This window comes from Streptomyces sp. NPDC027663 (genome assembly GCF_055566415.1).
In genome coordinates this window covers 82,190-97,855 of the sequence record NZ_JBVHSK010000009.1, presented here as the reverse complement: position 1 = coordinate 97,855, position 15,666 = coordinate 82,190, and the positions used below count along the sequence as shown (strand labels likewise).

At 71.7% G+C, this 15,666-nt stretch carries 15 protein-coding genes; all 15 read right to left on the bottom strand.

Features of this window, described 5'->3' with window-relative positions; all coding sequences use genetic code 11:
* Position 1: 1 nt before the first annotated feature.
* Entirely contained in the window at positions 2-2,200 is a 2,199-nt protein-coding gene (locus ACZ4SF_RS23730) for a hypothetical protein (RefSeq protein WP_468387747.1), read from the bottom strand.
* A 159-nt stretch (positions 2,201-2,359) separates the two neighbouring features.
* Positions 2,360-3,112: a sirohydrochlorin chelatase gene (locus ACZ4SF_RS23725; protein ID WP_468387745.1), complete on the bottom strand. Its 753-nt coding sequence runs from the start codon at positions 3,110-3,112 to the stop codon at positions 2,360-2,362.
* Between the two features lie 5 nt (positions 3,113-3,117).
* Positions 3,118-4,002: an ABC transporter permease gene (locus ACZ4SF_RS23720; protein WP_468387743.1), complete on the bottom strand. Its 885-nt coding sequence runs from the start codon at positions 4,000-4,002 to the stop codon at positions 3,118-3,120.
* Positions 3,989-4,792 carry an ABC transporter ATP-binding protein gene (locus ACZ4SF_RS23715; protein ID WP_468387741.1) on the bottom strand — a complete coding sequence of 268 codons (804 nt, stop codon included), beginning with the start codon at positions 4,790-4,792 and terminating at the stop codon, positions 3,989-3,991. Before ACZ4SF_RS23715 ends, ACZ4SF_RS23720 begins: the two co-directional genes overlap by 14 nt.
* A gap of 11 nt (positions 4,793-4,803) precedes the next feature.
* Positions 4,804-5,913 carry an aliphatic sulfonate ABC transporter substrate-binding protein gene (locus ACZ4SF_RS23710; protein WP_468387739.1) on the bottom strand — a complete coding sequence of 370 codons (1,110 nt, stop codon included), beginning with the start codon at positions 5,911-5,913 and terminating at the stop codon, positions 4,804-4,806.
* Positions 5,914-6,186: 273 nt separating this feature from the next.
* Complete coding sequence (locus ACZ4SF_RS23705; protein ID WP_468387737.1) at positions 6,187-7,521, bottom strand: sulfate adenylyltransferase subunit 1; 1,335 nt, start codon at positions 7,519-7,521, stop codon at positions 6,187-6,189.
* A 2-nt stretch (positions 7,522-7,523) separates the two neighbouring features.
* A complete protein-coding gene (gene cysD, locus ACZ4SF_RS23700; protein ID WP_468387735.1) occupies positions 7,524-8,459 on the bottom strand; it encodes a sulfate adenylyltransferase subunit CysD in 936 nt (311 codons plus the stop codon).
* Complete coding sequence (gene cysC, locus ACZ4SF_RS23695; RefSeq protein WP_468387733.1) at positions 8,456-8,992, bottom strand: adenylyl-sulfate kinase; 537 nt, start codon at positions 8,990-8,992, stop codon at positions 8,456-8,458. The genes cysD and cysC overlap by 4 nt, the downstream gene beginning before the upstream one ends.
* A gap of 86 nt (positions 8,993-9,078) precedes the next feature.
* Positions 9,079-9,795 (bottom strand): phosphoadenylyl-sulfate reductase, encoded by a 717-nt coding sequence (locus tag ACZ4SF_RS23690; protein ID WP_468387731.1) that lies wholly within the window; start codon positions 9,793-9,795, stop codon positions 9,079-9,081.
* A complete protein-coding gene (locus ACZ4SF_RS23685; RefSeq protein WP_468387729.1) occupies positions 9,792-9,974 on the bottom strand; it encodes a hypothetical protein in 183 nt (60 codons plus the stop codon). Before ACZ4SF_RS23685 ends, ACZ4SF_RS23690 begins: the two co-directional genes overlap by 4 nt.
* Before the next feature lie 28 nt (positions 9,975-10,002).
* Positions 10,003-11,700 carry a nitrite/sulfite reductase gene (locus ACZ4SF_RS23680; RefSeq protein ID WP_468387727.1) on the bottom strand — a complete coding sequence of 566 codons (1,698 nt, stop codon included), beginning with the start codon at positions 11,698-11,700 and terminating at the stop codon, positions 10,003-10,005.
* 126 nt (positions 11,701-11,826) lie between these two features.
* Positions 11,827-11,910 (bottom strand): putative leader peptide, encoded by an 84-nt coding sequence (locus tag ACZ4SF_RS23675; RefSeq protein ID WP_310739661.1) that lies wholly within the window; start codon positions 11,908-11,910, stop codon positions 11,827-11,829.
* Between the two features lie 127 nt (positions 11,911-12,037).
* Entirely contained in the window at positions 12,038-12,610 is a 573-nt protein-coding gene (locus ACZ4SF_RS23670) for a GNAT family N-acetyltransferase (protein WP_468387725.1), read from the bottom strand.
* 59 nt (positions 12,611-12,669) lie between these two features.
* Positions 12,670-14,004: a hypothetical protein gene (locus tag ACZ4SF_RS23665; protein ID WP_468387723.1), complete on the bottom strand. Its 1,335-nt coding sequence runs from the start codon at positions 14,002-14,004 to the stop codon at positions 12,670-12,672.
* 185 nt (positions 14,005-14,189) lie between these two features.
* Positions 14,190-15,476 (bottom strand): helix-turn-helix domain-containing protein, encoded by a 1,287-nt coding sequence (locus ACZ4SF_RS23660; protein WP_468387721.1) that lies wholly within the window; start codon positions 15,474-15,476, stop codon positions 14,190-14,192.
* Positions 15,477-15,666 lie beyond the last annotated feature (190 nt).

The following is a 15,666-nucleotide window of genomic DNA, read 5'->3' as shown; positions in this document are numbered from 1 at the left end:
CTCAGCGCACCACCAGGCTCGCGAGAGGGGGTTCTTCGAGTCGCACCGAGGCCGCGTGCTCCCCGAGCAGGAAGCCGCGCAGGAAGTAGGGGGCGGGGCAGGGGGTGGCCGGCAGTTCCTTCTCGAGGCTGCCGAGCCGGGTCAGTTCGGGGCCGGATATCCGCAGCACGGTCGTGCCGTCGGAGGCGTTCCGGGGGAGCAGGGTGCCGCTGCGCGCGACGCACACGAACTCGGGGGCCTGGGCGAGCCCTCCTGGCGCCGACAGCGTGACCCGCAGCAGTGTCGTGCGCTGCCGTCCGAACAACCGCCGGGGCACCCGCACCAGTTGGTAGGAGACCGCGGCGTCCGGCGGCACCAGCACCTCGGCCGCGTCGGGCACCACGACCACCGCACCGGGCACCCTGGGCACCGACACGGCCCGCACCCGGACGGCACCCCGGCCCACGGGCAGCTGCAGCCCGCCGCGCCGGTAGGCGTGTGCGGTGACGGTGCGTTCCCGGCCGTCCGCGGAGCCCACCGGCTGCCAGCCGACGACGAGGTGCGGGGCGTCCTCGGGCCAGTCCAGGACGATCCTCGCCTCTCCGCCGGGCAGCCGGTGAGCGGCGAGCCCGGGCACGGGGCGTACGGCCTCCACGCCGACCGTCGGACCGGCCAGCGCCCGGGCGCCGCGCACGGCCACCGCGGCGACCTCGGTGTACGTGCCGGGCGGCGGGCACAGGGCGCCCGCCGCCTCGGGCCAGTCCAGCGCGGGCGGCAGGTCGTCGGTGCGCAGCTCGGTTCCCGGCGCGGGCGCCCTGCCGGGCCACGTCACCAGCCTGACCTCGGCGTCCCGGGCGCCGGTCCAGGCGAACCGTACGGCCCCGTCGGCGGGGCCGGCGGTCAGCGTGCCGACCGGTTCCGGCCAGGGATGCACGGTGGCGGCGGCGTCGACGCCCGGCGAGGAGACCGTGCGGCCGTCCGCCGTGCCGTAGTGGCACACGATCCGGAAGCCGTGTTCGCCTGCCGGCAGTCCGGTGGCGGTGAAACCGTGTTCACCGACGGCGAGTCGGGCGGTCCGTCCGTCGGGTCCGGTGTGCTCGACCGTGATGTCGGTGGCGCCGGCCGGCCGTCGCCAGGAGCAGTCGATCCGCCCCGGGCCGTCCCTGAGCACCGGATCCTCCACCTCGGGGGCGACGACCAGGGGCCGGGACACCAGCGGCGGGCCGTCGACCCGCCCGTTGCGCAGCGGCAGGGCCGCGTACCGGACGGTGGCGCCCGGCTCGGCGTCGGTGTCCCGCACCGTGCCCGCCGTGGCCGTGGAGGCGCCGAGCACGCTGCGTACGGAGGGCTCCTCGCGCTCGTTCCTGCGGAGCCGGAGCAGCTGCCACTCACCCGGTGTGTCCCGGCGGTCCTCCCAGCTCAACTCCACGTGATAGGCGTGAAGTTCGGCTCCCAGGCCGGAGTTGCGGCCGTGTACGCGGATCAGTCCGTCCAGGGCGCGCAGGTCGTCGGCGGCGTCGCACAGCGCGCGCAGATACGCGGCGCTCGCCTCGTCCCGGTCGTCCCGCGCCTCGGCCTCCTGCGCCGCCCGCAGAGCGTCCTCGGTCGCGCGCAGCCGCTCGGCGGCGTCGGCGCGCAAGGCCGCGAGGGCCGGGTCGCCGCCGTTCGAGGGGAGCCGGTCGAGCAGGGCGCAGAGCCGGTGCAGCCGGCCCTGCGCCCGGGCGTCGGCCAGGGATTCGGCGGCGTCCCGCTGCCGGCCGTCGAGCCGGGGCCGCAGCCGGGCCGCCGCCACCAGGCCCGCAAGCTCGGAGCGATGGATCCCCGACTCCGCCGCGAGCGCGGCGCGTCGGTGCGCGGGGTGGTCCTGCAAGAGGTTGATCAGCTGGTAGAGCACGACCCGGCGCGGTGCCTGCGGGTCGGCCCGGTGCAGGGTGGCCAGCTGGGCGGCGAGCGGGGCGACGGCGGGACCCGAGGACTCGGCCAGCACCTCCAGCAGCACCGCGTCCACTCGGCGCCGGCCGCGCGGCCCCATGGGCACATACAGCCCGTCCAGGACACGTAACCCGCCGGGACCGGCCCGCAGCACCTCGCCGATGTGGCGTAAGCCGGCCGTCCGCTGGGCGGCGGCGAGGGTGTCGTACTCGCGCATCAGCGGGGTCAGCGGCAGACCCGACAGAGCCCTGGGCAGCCCCAGGTGATGCCCGAAATCCTGACCGGCCACACGCACCGTTCTCCCCCGATCGTGCTTCCCGGACCATCCCAGCAGATCCGGAGGTGGCCAGGAAGGGTTTTCGGGGAAACCGAGCAGGTCGCGGCCCGCCGTGGCGAAAGGCCCGCAGGCGGGCGCGGTGTGCGCCGGGAACGGGGCGCCGCGTGCGGATCAGGCGCCGAGCGCCTCCAGGGCCGGACGGCGGGCCGCGTCGTACCGTTCCAGCAGCACCCGCGCCACCTCCGGCGCCGGACCCAGCACCTCGGCCAGTACGTCCGCGCCGGCCGAGCCGCGCGCGATGCGGTCCGGCAGGAAGCCTGGGGCCAGCACGTACGGGGCCACGGCGATCCGCTCGCAGCCGAGTTCCCGCAAGTCACGGACCGCGTCCTCGGTGCGCGGGAACCGTGCGGGAGAACCGGCGGAGGCGAACGCAGGCCGCACGGCGCACCAACCGGTGTGCCACCACTCCCGCGCGATGTCGGCGATCACTGCGATCGCCTCCGGGTCGGAGGACCCCGCCGAGGCCAGCACGACCCCGGTCGAGGACTTGTCGCCGGGCCCCAGCCCCGCCTCGTACAGGCGCCGTTCCAGCGCCGACAGCAGCAGCGGGGACGGGCCGAGCACGTCCGCCTGCCGGATCCGCAGCCGGGCCGGCGCCTCCCGCAGCACGGCCGGGATGTCGGCCTTGGCGTGGAACGCGCGGGTCAGCAGCAGCGGCAGGGCCACCACGTTCCGGACGCCCTCCGCCGCCAGCGACTCCAGCACCCCGCTCACCGAAGGGATGTTGAAGTCCAGGAAGCCGGTCTCCACGCGCACTCCCGGCCGCAGCGACCGCACCCGCTCCACCAGGGCGTGCACGGTCGCGGCGTGCCGCGGATCGCGGCTGCCGTGGGCGATGACGAGGAGAACCGGCTCGTGGTGCACGGGACTCAGCTCTTCACCAGCAGGCCGCGGCTGCGCAGCACCCGCCGCTCCAGGGGACTGAAGATCAGCAGGTCGATGGCGATACCGACGAACAGGATGAGCAGGATGGCCTCGAAGATCATGGGCATGGAGCTGGCATTGCGGCCGTTCTCCAGCAGGGCGCCCAGCCCGATGCCCAGGTCCGGCGAGGAGGCGATGATCTCCGCGGCCATCAGCGAGCGCCAGGAGAAGGCCCAGCCCTGCTTCAGGCCGGCCAGGTAGCCCGGCAGCGCGGCCGGCAGGACGATGTGCAGGGCGCCCTTCAGGCCGGTCGCGCCCATGGTGCGGCCCGCCCGCAGGTACAGCGGGGGCACCTGGTCGATGCCGGAGACCAGGCCGTTGGCGATGGACGGCACCGCGCCGAGCAGGATCACCGCGTACATCATCGAGTTGTTCAGGCCCAGCCAGAGCACCGCCGGCGGCACCCAGGCCACGGACGGCAGCGACTGCAGACCGGACAGCACCGGCCCGATGGCGGCGCGCACGAACTTCACCCGGGCCACCAGCAGACCGAGCGGGGTGCCGATGGCCAGCGCGAACAGGAAGCCCAGCAGACCGCGCGAGACACTGGTCCAGATGTAACCCAGCAGCTTGCCCTCGAGCCAGGCGCGCTTGAACTCGTTGCCGACGTCGGCGGGCGACGGCAGCTTCGTCGGGTCGTCGACGATCTTGAAGGAGATCAGCGCCTGCCACGCGACCAGCACCAGCAGGGTGGCGACGAGGGGCGGCAGGATCTTGCTGGCGAAGGTCTGCCGGAAGGGTGTACGGCCGGTGGCGGAGGTCTCCAGGGCGTCCAGGCCGGCCTCGACGCTGCCCGCGTCCGTGGCGGTCTTCGTCTCAGTGCTGGCCATGACGGCGGATCTCCCCACGCAGTACTTCGGTGATCTCGAGGGACAGTTCGGCGACCGGCGCGTCCTCGATGCGCCGCGGCTGCGGGATGTCCACCCGCCACTCGCGGGCCACCCGGCCCGGGCGGGAGGACAGCAGCACGACACGCTGGGCGAGCCGTACCGCCTCGCGCACGTTGTGCGTGACGAACAGCACGGACACCCCGGTCTCGGCCCAGATCCGGGTCAGCTCGTCGTGCAGCAGGTCCCGGGTGATCGCGTCGAGCGCCGCGAACGGCTCGTCCATGAGCAGCAGCTGGCTGTCCTGCGCGAGCGCCCGGGCCAGGGCCACCCGCTGCCGCATGCCACCGGACAGCTCGTGCACCCGCTTGCCGTACGAGCCCTGCAGCCGCACCAGTTCGAGCAGCTGCTCGGCCCGCGTGCGGCGCTCGTTCTTCGGAACTCCCCTGAGTTTCAGGCACAGTTCGATGTTCTTGCCCGCGGTCAGCCACGGGAACAGGGCGTGCTCCTGGAACATCAGAGCCGGACGCCCGTCGGTCGTGATGCGGCCGGCGGAGGGCTGGTCCAGCCCCGCCACCAGGTTCAGCAGCGTCGACTTGCCGCAGCCCGAGGCCCCCAGGAGGGTGACGAACTCACCCGGCGCCACATCGAGGCTGATGTCGTCCAGGACGAGCTGCTGCCCGCCCGGCGTCACGAAGGACTTCGAGACGTGCTCGAGGCGTGCCGCGTACTCGACCGACTGCTCGGCCTTGGCGAGGGTCGTGGCCATGGTCGTCACCTCCTGGGAACTCATCGGCTGGGAACTTACTTCGCGCCGAGCCCGGCGTCGCTGACGGTCGGCTTGCCCTCGGCCGCGAGGACCTTGTTCAGGAGGGTGAGGTCATAGATGCCGGACAGCTTCGGGTTCTCCAGCAGACCGGCCTTGACGGCGTGCTGCGCCTCGGTGTCGAGGGTCGCGGCCAGCGGGTCGTCGGTGATCTGGATGGACTTCCACGCCGGGTCCAGGACGTTCGCCGGCAGCGCCTTGCCGGAGTCGGACTCCAGCTGCTTGTTCGCCGCGGCCTTGGCCTCGTCGGGATTGGCGTTGATCCACTTGTTGGTCTCGACCGACGCCTTCAGAACCGCCTCGACGGCCTTCGGGTGCTCCTTCAGGAACTTCTGCGACACGATGATGTTCGTGATCACGAACTTCTTGCCGGGCCACAGCGAGGCCTCGTCCAACAGCACCTTGCCGCCCTCGGCGACCAGCTTGGACGCGGTCGGCTCCGGCACCCAGGCGCCGTCGATGGAGCCGGACTTGTAGGCGTCCGGGGTCACCTTGTTGTCCGTGCGGATGACGGACACGTCACCCTTGCCGCTCTCCGCGTCGACCTTCCAGCCCTGTTCGGTCACCCAGTTGAGGAACGCCACGTCCTGCGTGTTGCCCAGCTGCGGGGTGGCGATCTTCTTGCCCTTGACGTCCTTCAGGGACTTGATCTTCTTCGGATCGACGACCAGCTTCACGCCGCCGGACGCCGAACCGCCGACGATGCGCAGGTTCTTGCCGTCGGACTTGGTGTAGCCGTTGATCGACGGGGACGGGCCGATCCAGCCGATGTCGATGGAGCCCGAGTTCAGCGCCTCGATCTCGGAGGGTCCGGCGTTGAAGAGCCGGTAGTCGGCCTTGGTGGCGCCCAGCTCCTTCTGGAAGAAGCCCTTCTGGTTGCCGACGAGCGCGGTCGCGTGGGTGAGGTTGCCGAAGTACCCGATCTTGACGGTGTCGAGCCCGTCGATCTTCTTGGACCCAGCGGCGATCTTGGCGGTGTTGTCGTCCTTGGCCTCGGAACCGTAACCGCAGGCGGCGAGGGCGAGGAGGGGGAGCGCGGCGAGCGCGGCCAGGGCGCGGCGGCGTATGGTCGAGCTGTTGGCAGGCACGGGAGGCTTTCCTCTCGTTGGCCCGGCGGTCACGGTCTTTCAGGTCGTGGCCGGGAGTTCGGCAAAAGGTCTTCGTCGCTTCGGGGGCGGCGGTACCTCCCTGCTCGGGCGAAGCCGAGAACTCGGGGGAGGGTCGGGCAACTGGGCGCTCGAGCGGTGAGCGTACGTCAGCACACACATCGCGCGACCCCGCCCTGCCCGCTGCCGAGGGCGCCGCTGCCGACGCGGCCGCCCTCCTTCGCGAACGTCGAGTAGACGTCGGTCCTCTTCATGTCAGAAGTCCCAGCCGTCGTCGTCGGCCTCGTCCTTGACCGGCTCGGGGGCGGCGAACGACTCGCCGACCATGCCCGCGGTGAGCGTGGTGCCGTCGGCGGGGTCGATCAGGATGAAGGAGCCGGTGCGGCGCGAGTCGGCGTAGGAGTCGACCGGCAGCGGTTCGGCGGTACGGATCTTCACCCGGCCGATGTCGTTGGCGACCAGCTGTCCCGGATGCGGGTGCAGGGACAGGTCGTCGAGCGTGAGCCGGGACGGGATGTCCTTCACGATCGCCTTGACCGTGCGGGTGCCGTGCTTGAGCAGCACCCGGTGGCCGACGGTCAGCGGGGCGTCGGCGACGTGGCAGACGGTCGCCTCCACGTCCTGTGTGGTGGCCGGGGCGTCCTTGGCCGGGACGATCAGGTCGCCGCGCGAGACGTCGATGTCGTCCTCCAGCAGGACCGTCACCGACTGCGTCGTCCAGGCCACGTCGACCGGCTCGCCCAGCAGGTCGATCCCGGCGATCCGGGTGGTCCGGCCGGACGGCAGGACCGTGATCTCCTCGCCGACCCGGAAGGTGCCGGCCGCGATCTGGCCCGCGTAGCCGCGGTAGTCGGGGTGCTCGGCGGTCTGCGGACGGATCACGTACTGCACGGGCAGGCGCGCGTGGCAGTGCGCCAGGTCGTGGCTGACCGGCACGGTCTCCAGGTGCTCCAGCACGGTCGGACCGCCGTACCAGTCCATGTTCGCGGAGGGCTCCACCACGTTGTCACCGGCCAGCGCCGAGATCGGCACGGCGGTGACCTCGGGGACGCCCAGCTCGGTGGCGTACGCCGTGAACTCCTCGGCGATCGCCGCGAAGACCTGCTCCTCGTACGCGACGAGGTCCATCTTGTTGACGGCCAGCACCACGTGCGGGACGCGCAGCAGGGCGGCGATGGCCGCGTGCCGGCGGGTCTGCTCGACCACACCGTTGCGGGCGTCGACCAGGATCACCGTCAGCTCGGCGGTGGAGGCGCCGGTGACCATGTTGCGGGTGTACTGCACATGGCCGGGGGTGTCGGCGAGGATGAACCGGCGCCGGGGTGTGGCGAAGTAGCGGTAGGCGACGTCGATGGTGATGCCCTGCTCGCGTTCGGCGCGCAGGCCGTCGGTGAGCAGCGCGAGGTCCGGGCCGTCCTGGCCGCGGCTCGCGGAGGCACGCTCCACGGCCTCCAGCTGGTCGGTGAGGACCGACTTGGAGTCGTGCAGCAGCCGCCCGACGAGTGTGGACTTGCCGTCGTCGACGGAGCCGGCGGTGGCGAACCGCAGCAGGGTGGTGGCCGAGAGCGCCTCGGTCGTGGTCGTGCTCATGGCTAGAAGTACCCCTCGCGCTTGCGGTCTTCCATCGCGGCCTCGGACATCTTGTCGTCGGCGCGGGTGGCGCCGCGTTCGGTGAGCCGGGAGGCGGCGATCTCGGTGATCACGGCGTCCAGCGTGGTCGCGTCGGAGTCGACGGCGCCGGTGCAGGACATGTCACCGACCGTGCGGTAGCGCACCTGGCGCTTCTCGACGGTCTCGCCGTCCTTGGGGCCGCCCCACTCGCCGGCGGTCAGCCACATGCCGCCCCGCCGGAACACCTCGCGCTCGTGCGCGAAGTAGATCTCGGGAAGCTCGATGCCCTGGCGGGCGATGTACTGCCACACGTCCAGCTCGGTCCAGTTGGACAGCGGGAAGACGCGCACGTGTTCACCGGGGGCGTGCCGGCCGTTGTACAGGTTCCACAGCTCGGGGCGCTGGCGGCGCGGGTCCCACTGGGAGAACTCGTCGCGCAGGGAGAAGACGCGTTCCTTGGCGCGGGCCTTCTCCTCGTCGCGGCGGCCGCCGCCGAACACGGCGTCGAACTTCTCCGACTGGATCTTCTCCGTCAGGGGGACGGTCTGCAGCGGGTTGCGGGTGCCGTCGGCACGCTCCTTGAGCACACCACGGTCGATGTAGTCCTGGACGGAGGCGACATGCAGGCGCAGTCCGTGTGCGGCGACCACACGGTCCCGGTAGTCGAGGACCTCGGGGAAGTTGTGTCCGGTGTCCACGTGCAGCAGCGAGAAGGGGATCGCGGCCGGCGCGAACGCTTTCAGCGCCAGGTGCAGCATGACGATCGAGTCCTTGCCACCGGAGAACAGGATCACCGGCCGCTCGAACTCGCCCGCCACCTCGCGGAAGATGTGCACCGCCTCGGACTCCAGCGCGTCCAGGTGAGACAGGGCGTACGGGCTCTCCGTGCCGTCCTCGGCCTTGGCCACGGTCGTCATGCCAGTCCCCTCTCGCTCAGCAGGTCGTAGACGGACGCCGCGGACTCCTGCACGGTCTGGTGCTGCGACTCGATCCGCAGATCGGGCGTCTCGGGCTCCTCGTACGGGTCGTCCACACCGGTCAGTCCGGTCAGCCGGCCCGCGGCCTGCTGGGCGTACAGGCCCTTCACGTCGCGCACGCTGCAGACGTCGACCGGGGTCGCCACATGGATCTCCAGGTACGGCGTCCCGTTCTCGTCGTGCCGCCCCCGCACCGCGTCCCGGCTGTCCGTGTACGGCGCGATCACCGGCACCAGCGCCTTGACGCCGTTGCGGGCCAGCAGTTCGGCGACGAAGCCGATGCGCTGGACGTTGGTGTGCCGGTCCTCCCGGGAAAAGCCGAGGCCCGCCGAGATGAACTCGCGGATCTCGTCGCCGTCGAGCACCTCGACGCGGTGGCCCTCGGCACGCAGGCGGCCGGCCAGCTCATACGCGATCGTGGTCTTGCCGGCGCTCGGCAGACCCGTGAGCCAGACGGTGGCTCCGGTCGTCACGTGGTTCTCCTGTGTCGCAGTGGTCGTGTCCGTCGCAGCAGCCTCGACAGCCGCTGCGGACGACGTGTGAGTTGCTGTGCGCGCCGTCATCCGTGCAGCCCGCACTCGGTCTTGGCGCGGCCCGCCCAGCGCCCGGCGCGTGCGTCCTCGCCCTCCAGGACCCTGCGGGTGCACGGGGCGCAGCCGATGGAGGTGTAGCCGTCCATCAGCAACGGGTTGGTGAGCACACCGTGTTCGGCGACGTACGCGTCCACGTCGTCCTGGGTCCAGCGGGCGATCGGCGCGATCTTGACCTTCTGCCGCTTCTCGTCCCAGCCGACGACCGGGGTGTTCGCCCGGGTCGGGGACTCGTCGCGGCGCAGACCGGTCGCCCACGCCTGGTAGTCCTTCAGACCCTCTTCGAGGGGCTGCACCTTGCGCAGTTTGCAGCACAGGTCGGGGTCGCGGTCGTGCAGTTGCGGGCCGTACTGCGCGTCCTGCTCGGCGACCGTCTGCCTCGGCGTCAGGGTGATGACATTGACGTCCATGACGGCCTCGACGGCGTCCCGGGTGCCGATGGTCTCCGGGAAGTGGTAGCCGGTGTCGAGGAAGACCACGTCCACCGGGGCCTCGCCCTTTACGCGCGAGGCAAGATGGGCGACCACGGCGTCCTCCATCGAGGAGGTGACGCAGAACCGCTTGCCGAAGGTGTCCACCGCCCACTGGAGGATCTCCAGCGCCGAGGCGTCCTCCAGGTCACGGCCCGCCTGCTCGGCGAGCGCCTTCAACTCCCCGGCCGTGCGTACGTCCTGAGCCGTCGTCATATCCGGTCGTCCCCTCCGTGGTCGGCTCGCGTCAGCCCACGGGACAGCAGCCCGAGGAACTTCAGCTGGAATGCGCGGTTGCACGCCCCGCACTCCCAGGCCCCGTGACCCTGCTCGCTCGGACGCAGGTCCTCGTCGCCGCAGTAGGGGCAGTGGAAAGGTGCGGCCCGCTCGCTCATGCTGCGTCCTTCGTTCCGTTCACCGCGCTCACGACAGAGCCTCCTCGGAAGCACGTGCGGCCCAGGTGGCGAACCGCTCGCCGGCCTCGCGCTCCGCCTGGAAGCGCTTCAGCACCCGTTCGATGTAGTCGGGCAGCTCGTCCGACGTCACCTTCAGGCCGCGCACCTTGCGGCCGAAGCCCGGCTCCAGGCCGAGGGCGCCACCGAGGTGCACCTGGTAACCCTCGACCTGCTCGCCCTGGTCGTTCAGGACCAGCTGGCCCTTGAGGCCGATGTCCGCGACCTGGATGCGGGCGCAGGCGTTGGGGCAGCCGTTGAGGTTGATCGTGAGCGGCTCGTCGAACTCCGGCAGGCGGCGCTCCAGTTCGTCGATCAGCTGCGAACCGCGCTGCTTGGTCTCGACGATGGCGAGCTTGCAGAACTCGATGCCGGTGCAGGCCATGGTGCCGCGCCGGAAGGAGGACGGCCGGGCGGTGAGGTCCAGCGCCTCCAGGCCCTCGACCAGCGAGTCGACCTGGTCCTGCTCGACATCGAGGATGATCATCTTCTGTTCGACGGTGGTGCGGACCCGGCCCGAGCCGTGCGCCTCGGCGAGGTCGGCGACCTTCGTCAGGGTGGCACCGTCCACCCGGCCGACCCGCGGCGCGAAACCGACGTAGAACCGGCCGTCCTTCTGCCGGTGCACACCGATGTGGTCGCGCCACTGCTGCACCGGCTGCTCGGGGGCGGGCCCGTCGACCAGCTTGCGCTTCAGGTACTCGTCCTCCAGCACCTGCCGGAACTTCTCCGCGCCCCAGTCGGCGACCAGGAACTTCAGCCGGGCCCGGTTGCGCAGCCGGCGGTAACCGTAGTCACGGAAGATGGAGATGACGCCCTCGTAGACGTCCGGGACCTCGTCGATCGGCACCCAGGTGCCGAGCCGCACGCCCAGCTTGGGGTTGGTGGACAGGCCGCCGCCGACCCACACGTCGAAGCCGGGGCCGTGCTCGGGGTGCCGTACGCCGACGAACGCGACGTCGTTGATCTCGTGCACGACGTCCAGCAGCGGCGAGCCCGAGATGGCCGTCTTGAACTTCCGGGGGAGGTTCGAGTACGCCTTGTTGTTCAGGACGCGGCGCTTCATCTCTTCCAGCGCCGGCGTGGCGTCGATGATCTCGTCCTCGGCGATGCCCGCCACGGGGGAGCCGATCATCACGCGCGGGGTGTCACCGCAGGCGGTGACCGTGGACAGGCCCACGCCCTCCAGCCGCTCCCAGATCTCGGGCACGTCCTCGATCCGGATCCAGTGGTACTGGACGTTCTGCCGGTCGGTGATGTCCGCCGTGCCGCGCGCGAACTCCTGCGAGATCTCGCCGATCACCCGCAGCTGCTGCGTGGTCAGCGCTCCGCCGTCGATGCGGACGCGCAGCATGAAGTGCTCGTCGTCCAGCTCCTCCGGCTCCAGGATCGCCGTCTTCCCGCCGTCGATCCCGGGCTTGCGCTGAGTGTACAGCCCCCACCAGCGCATCCGGCCACGCAGATCGTTCGGGTCGATGGAGTCGAAGCCCCGCTTGGAGTAGATCGTCTCAATGCGTGTCCGCACATTGAGACCGTCATCGTCCTTCTTGAACTGCTCGTTGCCGTTGAGCGGCGTGAAGTGGCCGGCGGCCCACTGGCCCTCACCGCGGTGACGGCTCACCTTGCGGCGGGGCGCTGAGGCGGCGGGGTTCTGTGGGTTGGCGGCCATGGTTCTACGTCCTTCGGGACAGACGGAAAGATGCTCTGGCCTGCGCGTCTGGGCGCATGCAGGCATGCGTGCGCGTCCTTGCGCAAGCAGGGTTCAGATACGGGGTTCTCGGCGGTGCTGGGAGACTCAGCTCGCCGGACAGATGGCGCTGGACATGCGGCCGAGGTCGACGTGCCGCCGACTCACCAAGGCAATTCCAGTTCCAGGCATGACCGAAGCGTGTCACGGCGATCTGGACAGAGTCCAGCTTCGTCCATCATGCGGACATCCTTGTCCCGGAATATGGGACAAGGGTGTCGTCGCTCACATGCGCCGTGGGAAGTCTTGTCCTGCCAGGTCAGGCCGGGTATGCCCCCGGCCACGGCCCCGGTACGGCCACTTCCGGTTCCAGCTCCACCCTGGTGTCGAACAGCTTGAACCCCCGCCGCTGGTAGTTGGCCATGGCGTGCTCGCCGTCCTTGCTGCACGTGTGCAGCCACACCCGCTTGGTCGGCGTCCGCCCCGGCCACCGCTCGGCCAGGTCCCAGGCGCGGGCCGCACCGTACGCCAGCAGGTGGCCGCCGATGCGCCGCCCGCGGAACGCCGGCACCAGCCCGAAGTAGACGATCTCGACCGCACCCTCGTCCTGCGGTTCCAGCTCGACGTAACCGGCCGGGGTGCCCCGGTCGTAGGCCACCCAGGTCTCCACACCGGGCCGCTCCAGGTACTCCTGCCACTGTGCGTAGGTCCAGCCCAGCCGGTCGGTCCAGCGGATGTCGCCGCCGACCGAGGCGTACAGGAACCGGCTGAACTCGGGGGAGGGCACCTCGGCGCGAACGATACGGACGTCGCCGTCGGGCGCGGCGGCGGGCAGGAGGTCGGCCGGGGAGGTCTGCTCCAGGGACCAGGTGGTGACAGGGATGCTGCTCATGCCGGCCAGGGAATCATCCCGGAGTGCGGTCTGTCGATCGGTTCCCGGGCGGGGCGGGGTCAGTCCACGGAGCGGTCGAGCCCGGCCAGGGGCAGGGCGAACAGCATCCGGTCCGACAGCGACCAGACCTCGCCGGTCCCCTGCCAGAGGGACAGGGAGCCCGCGCCCTGTGCCCAGCAGCGGCGCGAGGCGTCGGCGCCGCAGTGGGCGGCCCGGGCACCCTCGGTGTCCTGCCGCCACAGACCGCCGTGGCCGTCCTGCCCACTGGGCAGCCGTCCCACATACCAGGACGGACGGTCCGCCCCGGGTTCCCGGTACGACAGCACCCCCCGGATCCCGGACGCCCGGGTCCGGTACGCCTCCACCGCGTCCGCCCGGCCCGCGGCATCCGTGGCGAGCAGCCCGGTGCGTGCCGGGTCCGTGCTGAACGCGTACCGCCACAGTCGTGCCTGCCGGTCGCTGCCGGGAGCGGTCCACTCGGCGGCGACCATGCTGTCGGGTGCCGTACCGCGGTCGAGGGCGAGCGCGCCCGGACAGGGCGGGCCGGAGGCGGAGCAGGAACCGGCGGTGAAACGGTACGAACCGACCGCCGGCAGGACATAGCGGTAGCCGTCTGCGGACCAGCCGCCCTGCACCCGGCCGACGGCGGGCCCGTCGACCGTGGTGCGCTGGATGCGGTCGAGGTCGTAGACGTAGAGCGCGTCGGCGCTGCCGGCCGTGGTGGTGACGAGCAGCTTGTTCCCGTACCAGACCATGCCGGAGATCCCGGAGGTCAGACCCCGGTAGTCCCGGCCGCCCCGGACCGGCACCACCAGCAGCACCCAGCGGTAGGCGAGGCGGGCGGGGTCGTCCGCGTCGACGAAGGCGACCCGGGCCAGACCGCGCTCGGTGGCGCGGCCGGTGCCGGTGTCGTGGGTCCAGCCGGCGAGGACGACCCGGTGGGTGCCCCACACGCCGTCCTCGTCGGCGTCCCCCGAGGTGGTCACGGAGGCCGGCCGCCAGGCGGTGGCGGCGGTGTCGGCCGGGTCCCAGCAGTAGGCGCGGGCCGCGGCCGGGGCGACGGGCAGCGAGGCGCGGTCGGCGGAGGAGCAGTCGCCGGCCTCGTGCAGGGCGCGGTCGGCGCTGCGGAGCACGGTGTCCACGCCCACCGGAGTGCCCATCGCGGCGGAGAGCCGGTCCAGCGTGCGTGCCGGGACCAGGTCCTCCTGGAGCCGGAGCCGGTCGGCCTCGGCCGGAGAGGTCAGCGCCTTCAGTGCGCCGGGATCCTCGGTCATCTGGGCCTGGGACGCGCTGATCAGGGTCGCGGCGGCGGTGAGCGCCAGCGCGGTCCCGGCCAGCACGGCGCGCAGGGCCGCGCCCCGTCTGCGCCGGCGGTGTCTGCCGCGATGCTTCATCTCTCCTCCAGAGGGCGGGCCAACTGCGCCTCTCGGTCCGTACGTTGACGCGAGGAGCAGGTGGGGAGGCCCGTACGGGATGCTACGGCAGGAACGGGCCGGGCAGGGCCAAGACCCCGGACATGGACGAAAGGAGTGCTCGGACGGCAGCGGGCCGCCGGGTCCGCGAGGTGCTCCGCCCGTGCTCAGGGAGAGCCGGCCCGGCCGTCCGGCGGGGCGTTCCGTTTCCGGGCCACTGCCGGTGCCGTCGACTGGGGGAGCAGGTCGCGGGGGTCGCCGGGAAGCAGCACCTCGACTTCCACGTCCTCGCAGAAACGATACGGCCGATGGCACAGGAGATCCCCGAGGTACCGCCGGACCCTGGACATCTCGGCCCTGACGGTCACCCTCTTGGAGGGGTCCCCGAACAGGTCCTCGGCCAGCCCTGCCGCCCCCCGTCCGCCCCGGTGCTCGGCGAGCAGGAACAGCAACTCGGCATGCCGCGGACTCAGTTCGCTCGACCAGGAGGTCGCCGAAGCCATGACCGTCACCGTGCAGCGGCCCGGCCGGGCGAGGTCCAGCACGACCCGGCGGGCGGTGGTGAGCGGTGCGTCCTCCGTCCGCAGCAGCCAGCCCCCGGCCAGCGGCTCCACCGCGCACGAGCCGAGCGAGGGCAGCCACCTGCGGCCCGGCGCAAAGGACTTCGGCAGCGTCACCCGCCGCACGTACGGCATCCCGGTCACGGCCGCCGTCCAGCCGGCCCGGTCCACCACCAGCGCCCGCCCGCCCAGCCGCGCCAGCACCGGCGCCGCCACCGCCCGCAGCTGCTCCAGCGAGGCCAGATGCAACTCCCGCAGCCGGGCCTCGGCCAGCTTGGCCACCGAGTCCACCCAGGCCAGGGTCGCCGGATGCATGGTCTCCAGCGGACCGCTCACATCCACCACACCGAGCAGCCGGCCGTCCCGCGGATCGGTGATCGGGGCGCCCGAACAGGTCCAGGTCGAGTGCGCACGTACGAAGTGCTCGGCGGCGAAGACCTGAACGGGCCGCCGCACCACCGCCGGCGTGCCCACCCCGTTGGTGCCGACGACGTCTTCGCGCCAGTCCGCTCCCGGTTCAAAACCGAGCGAGTCCGCCTTGCGCAGCACCGGCGCCGCCCCCTCCCGCCACAGCACCCTCCCGTCGGCGTCCGCGACGACCATGATGTGCTGGGTCACGTCCGCGACCGAAAGCAGACCCTCCCGCAGTACCGGCAGTACCTGTCGCAGCGGCGACTCCTCCTGCCGCCGACGCACTTCGTCGGACGACAACAACCGTGACCCCAGGCCTCGTTCGGGGTCGACACCGCTGCGCAGCATGCGTCCCCACGACTGCTCGATCACCGGTCTGGGAGCGATCCGCGCACGTTGTCCGGCGAGCGCGGCCTCGCGTATCTCGCTCAGCAGCCGCGCCGCCTGTGCCGCGTCCACGGTTGCCAGGCGGGCCACGTTCATCGGCGGGTTCCCCACTGAGGTCCTCCCGGAAAAGGGCATCGAACACACTTGTCAAGCCGTCCGGGCGGCGGTTTCCGGTCCGGCTGTGCCTCTCATACTGCCGTTCCGGACCGGTCGGTGGCACAGACTCCGCGCATGTGCCCCCATAAGTTGCAACCCCCTGCAACCCTGGTGAACCGGCGAGGGGTGG

Bases quoted from the DNA above. Each gene is read 5' to 3' on its own strand.
- ACZ4SF_RS23685 (WP_468387729.1), bottom strand. From the start codon at position 9,974: ATGAGCGAGCGGGCCGCACCTTTCCACTGCCCCTACTGCGGCGACGAG.
- cysD (WP_468387735.1), bottom strand. From the start codon at position 8,459: ATGACGACCGTGGCCAAGGCCGAGGACGGCACGGAGAGCCCGTACGCC.
- ACZ4SF_RS23675 (WP_310739661.1), bottom strand. From the start codon at position 11,910: ATGCCTGGAACTGGAATTGCCTTGGTGAGTCGGCGGCACGTCGACCTC.
- ACZ4SF_RS23715 (WP_468387741.1), bottom strand. From the start codon at position 4,792: ATGAGTTCCCAGGAGGTGACGACCATGGCCACGACCCTCGCCAAGGCC.
- ACZ4SF_RS23720 (WP_468387743.1), bottom strand. From the start codon at position 4,002: ATGGCCAGCACTGAGACGAAGACCGCCACGGACGCGGGCAGCGTCGAG.
- ACZ4SF_RS23665 (WP_468387723.1), bottom strand. From the start codon at position 14,004: ATGAAGCATCGCGGCAGACACCGCCGGCGCAGACGGGGCGCGGCCCTG.
- ACZ4SF_RS23680 (WP_468387727.1), bottom strand. From the start codon at position 11,700: ATGGCCGCCAACCCACAGAACCCCGCCGCCTCAGCGCCCCGCCGCAAG.
- ACZ4SF_RS23705 (WP_468387737.1), bottom strand. From the start codon at position 7,521: ATGAGCACGACCACGACCGAGGCGCTCTCGGCCACCACCCTGCTGCGG.
- ACZ4SF_RS23670 (WP_468387725.1), bottom strand. From the start codon at position 12,610: ATGAGCAGCATCCCTGTCACCACCTGGTCCCTGGAGCAGACCTCCCCG.
- ACZ4SF_RS23690 (WP_468387731.1), bottom strand. From the start codon at position 9,795: ATGACGACGGCTCAGGACGTACGCACGGCCGGGGAGTTGAAGGCGCTC.
- ACZ4SF_RS23660 (WP_468387721.1), bottom strand. From the start codon at position 15,476: ATGAACGTGGCCCGCCTGGCAACCGTGGACGCGGCACAGGCGGCGCGG.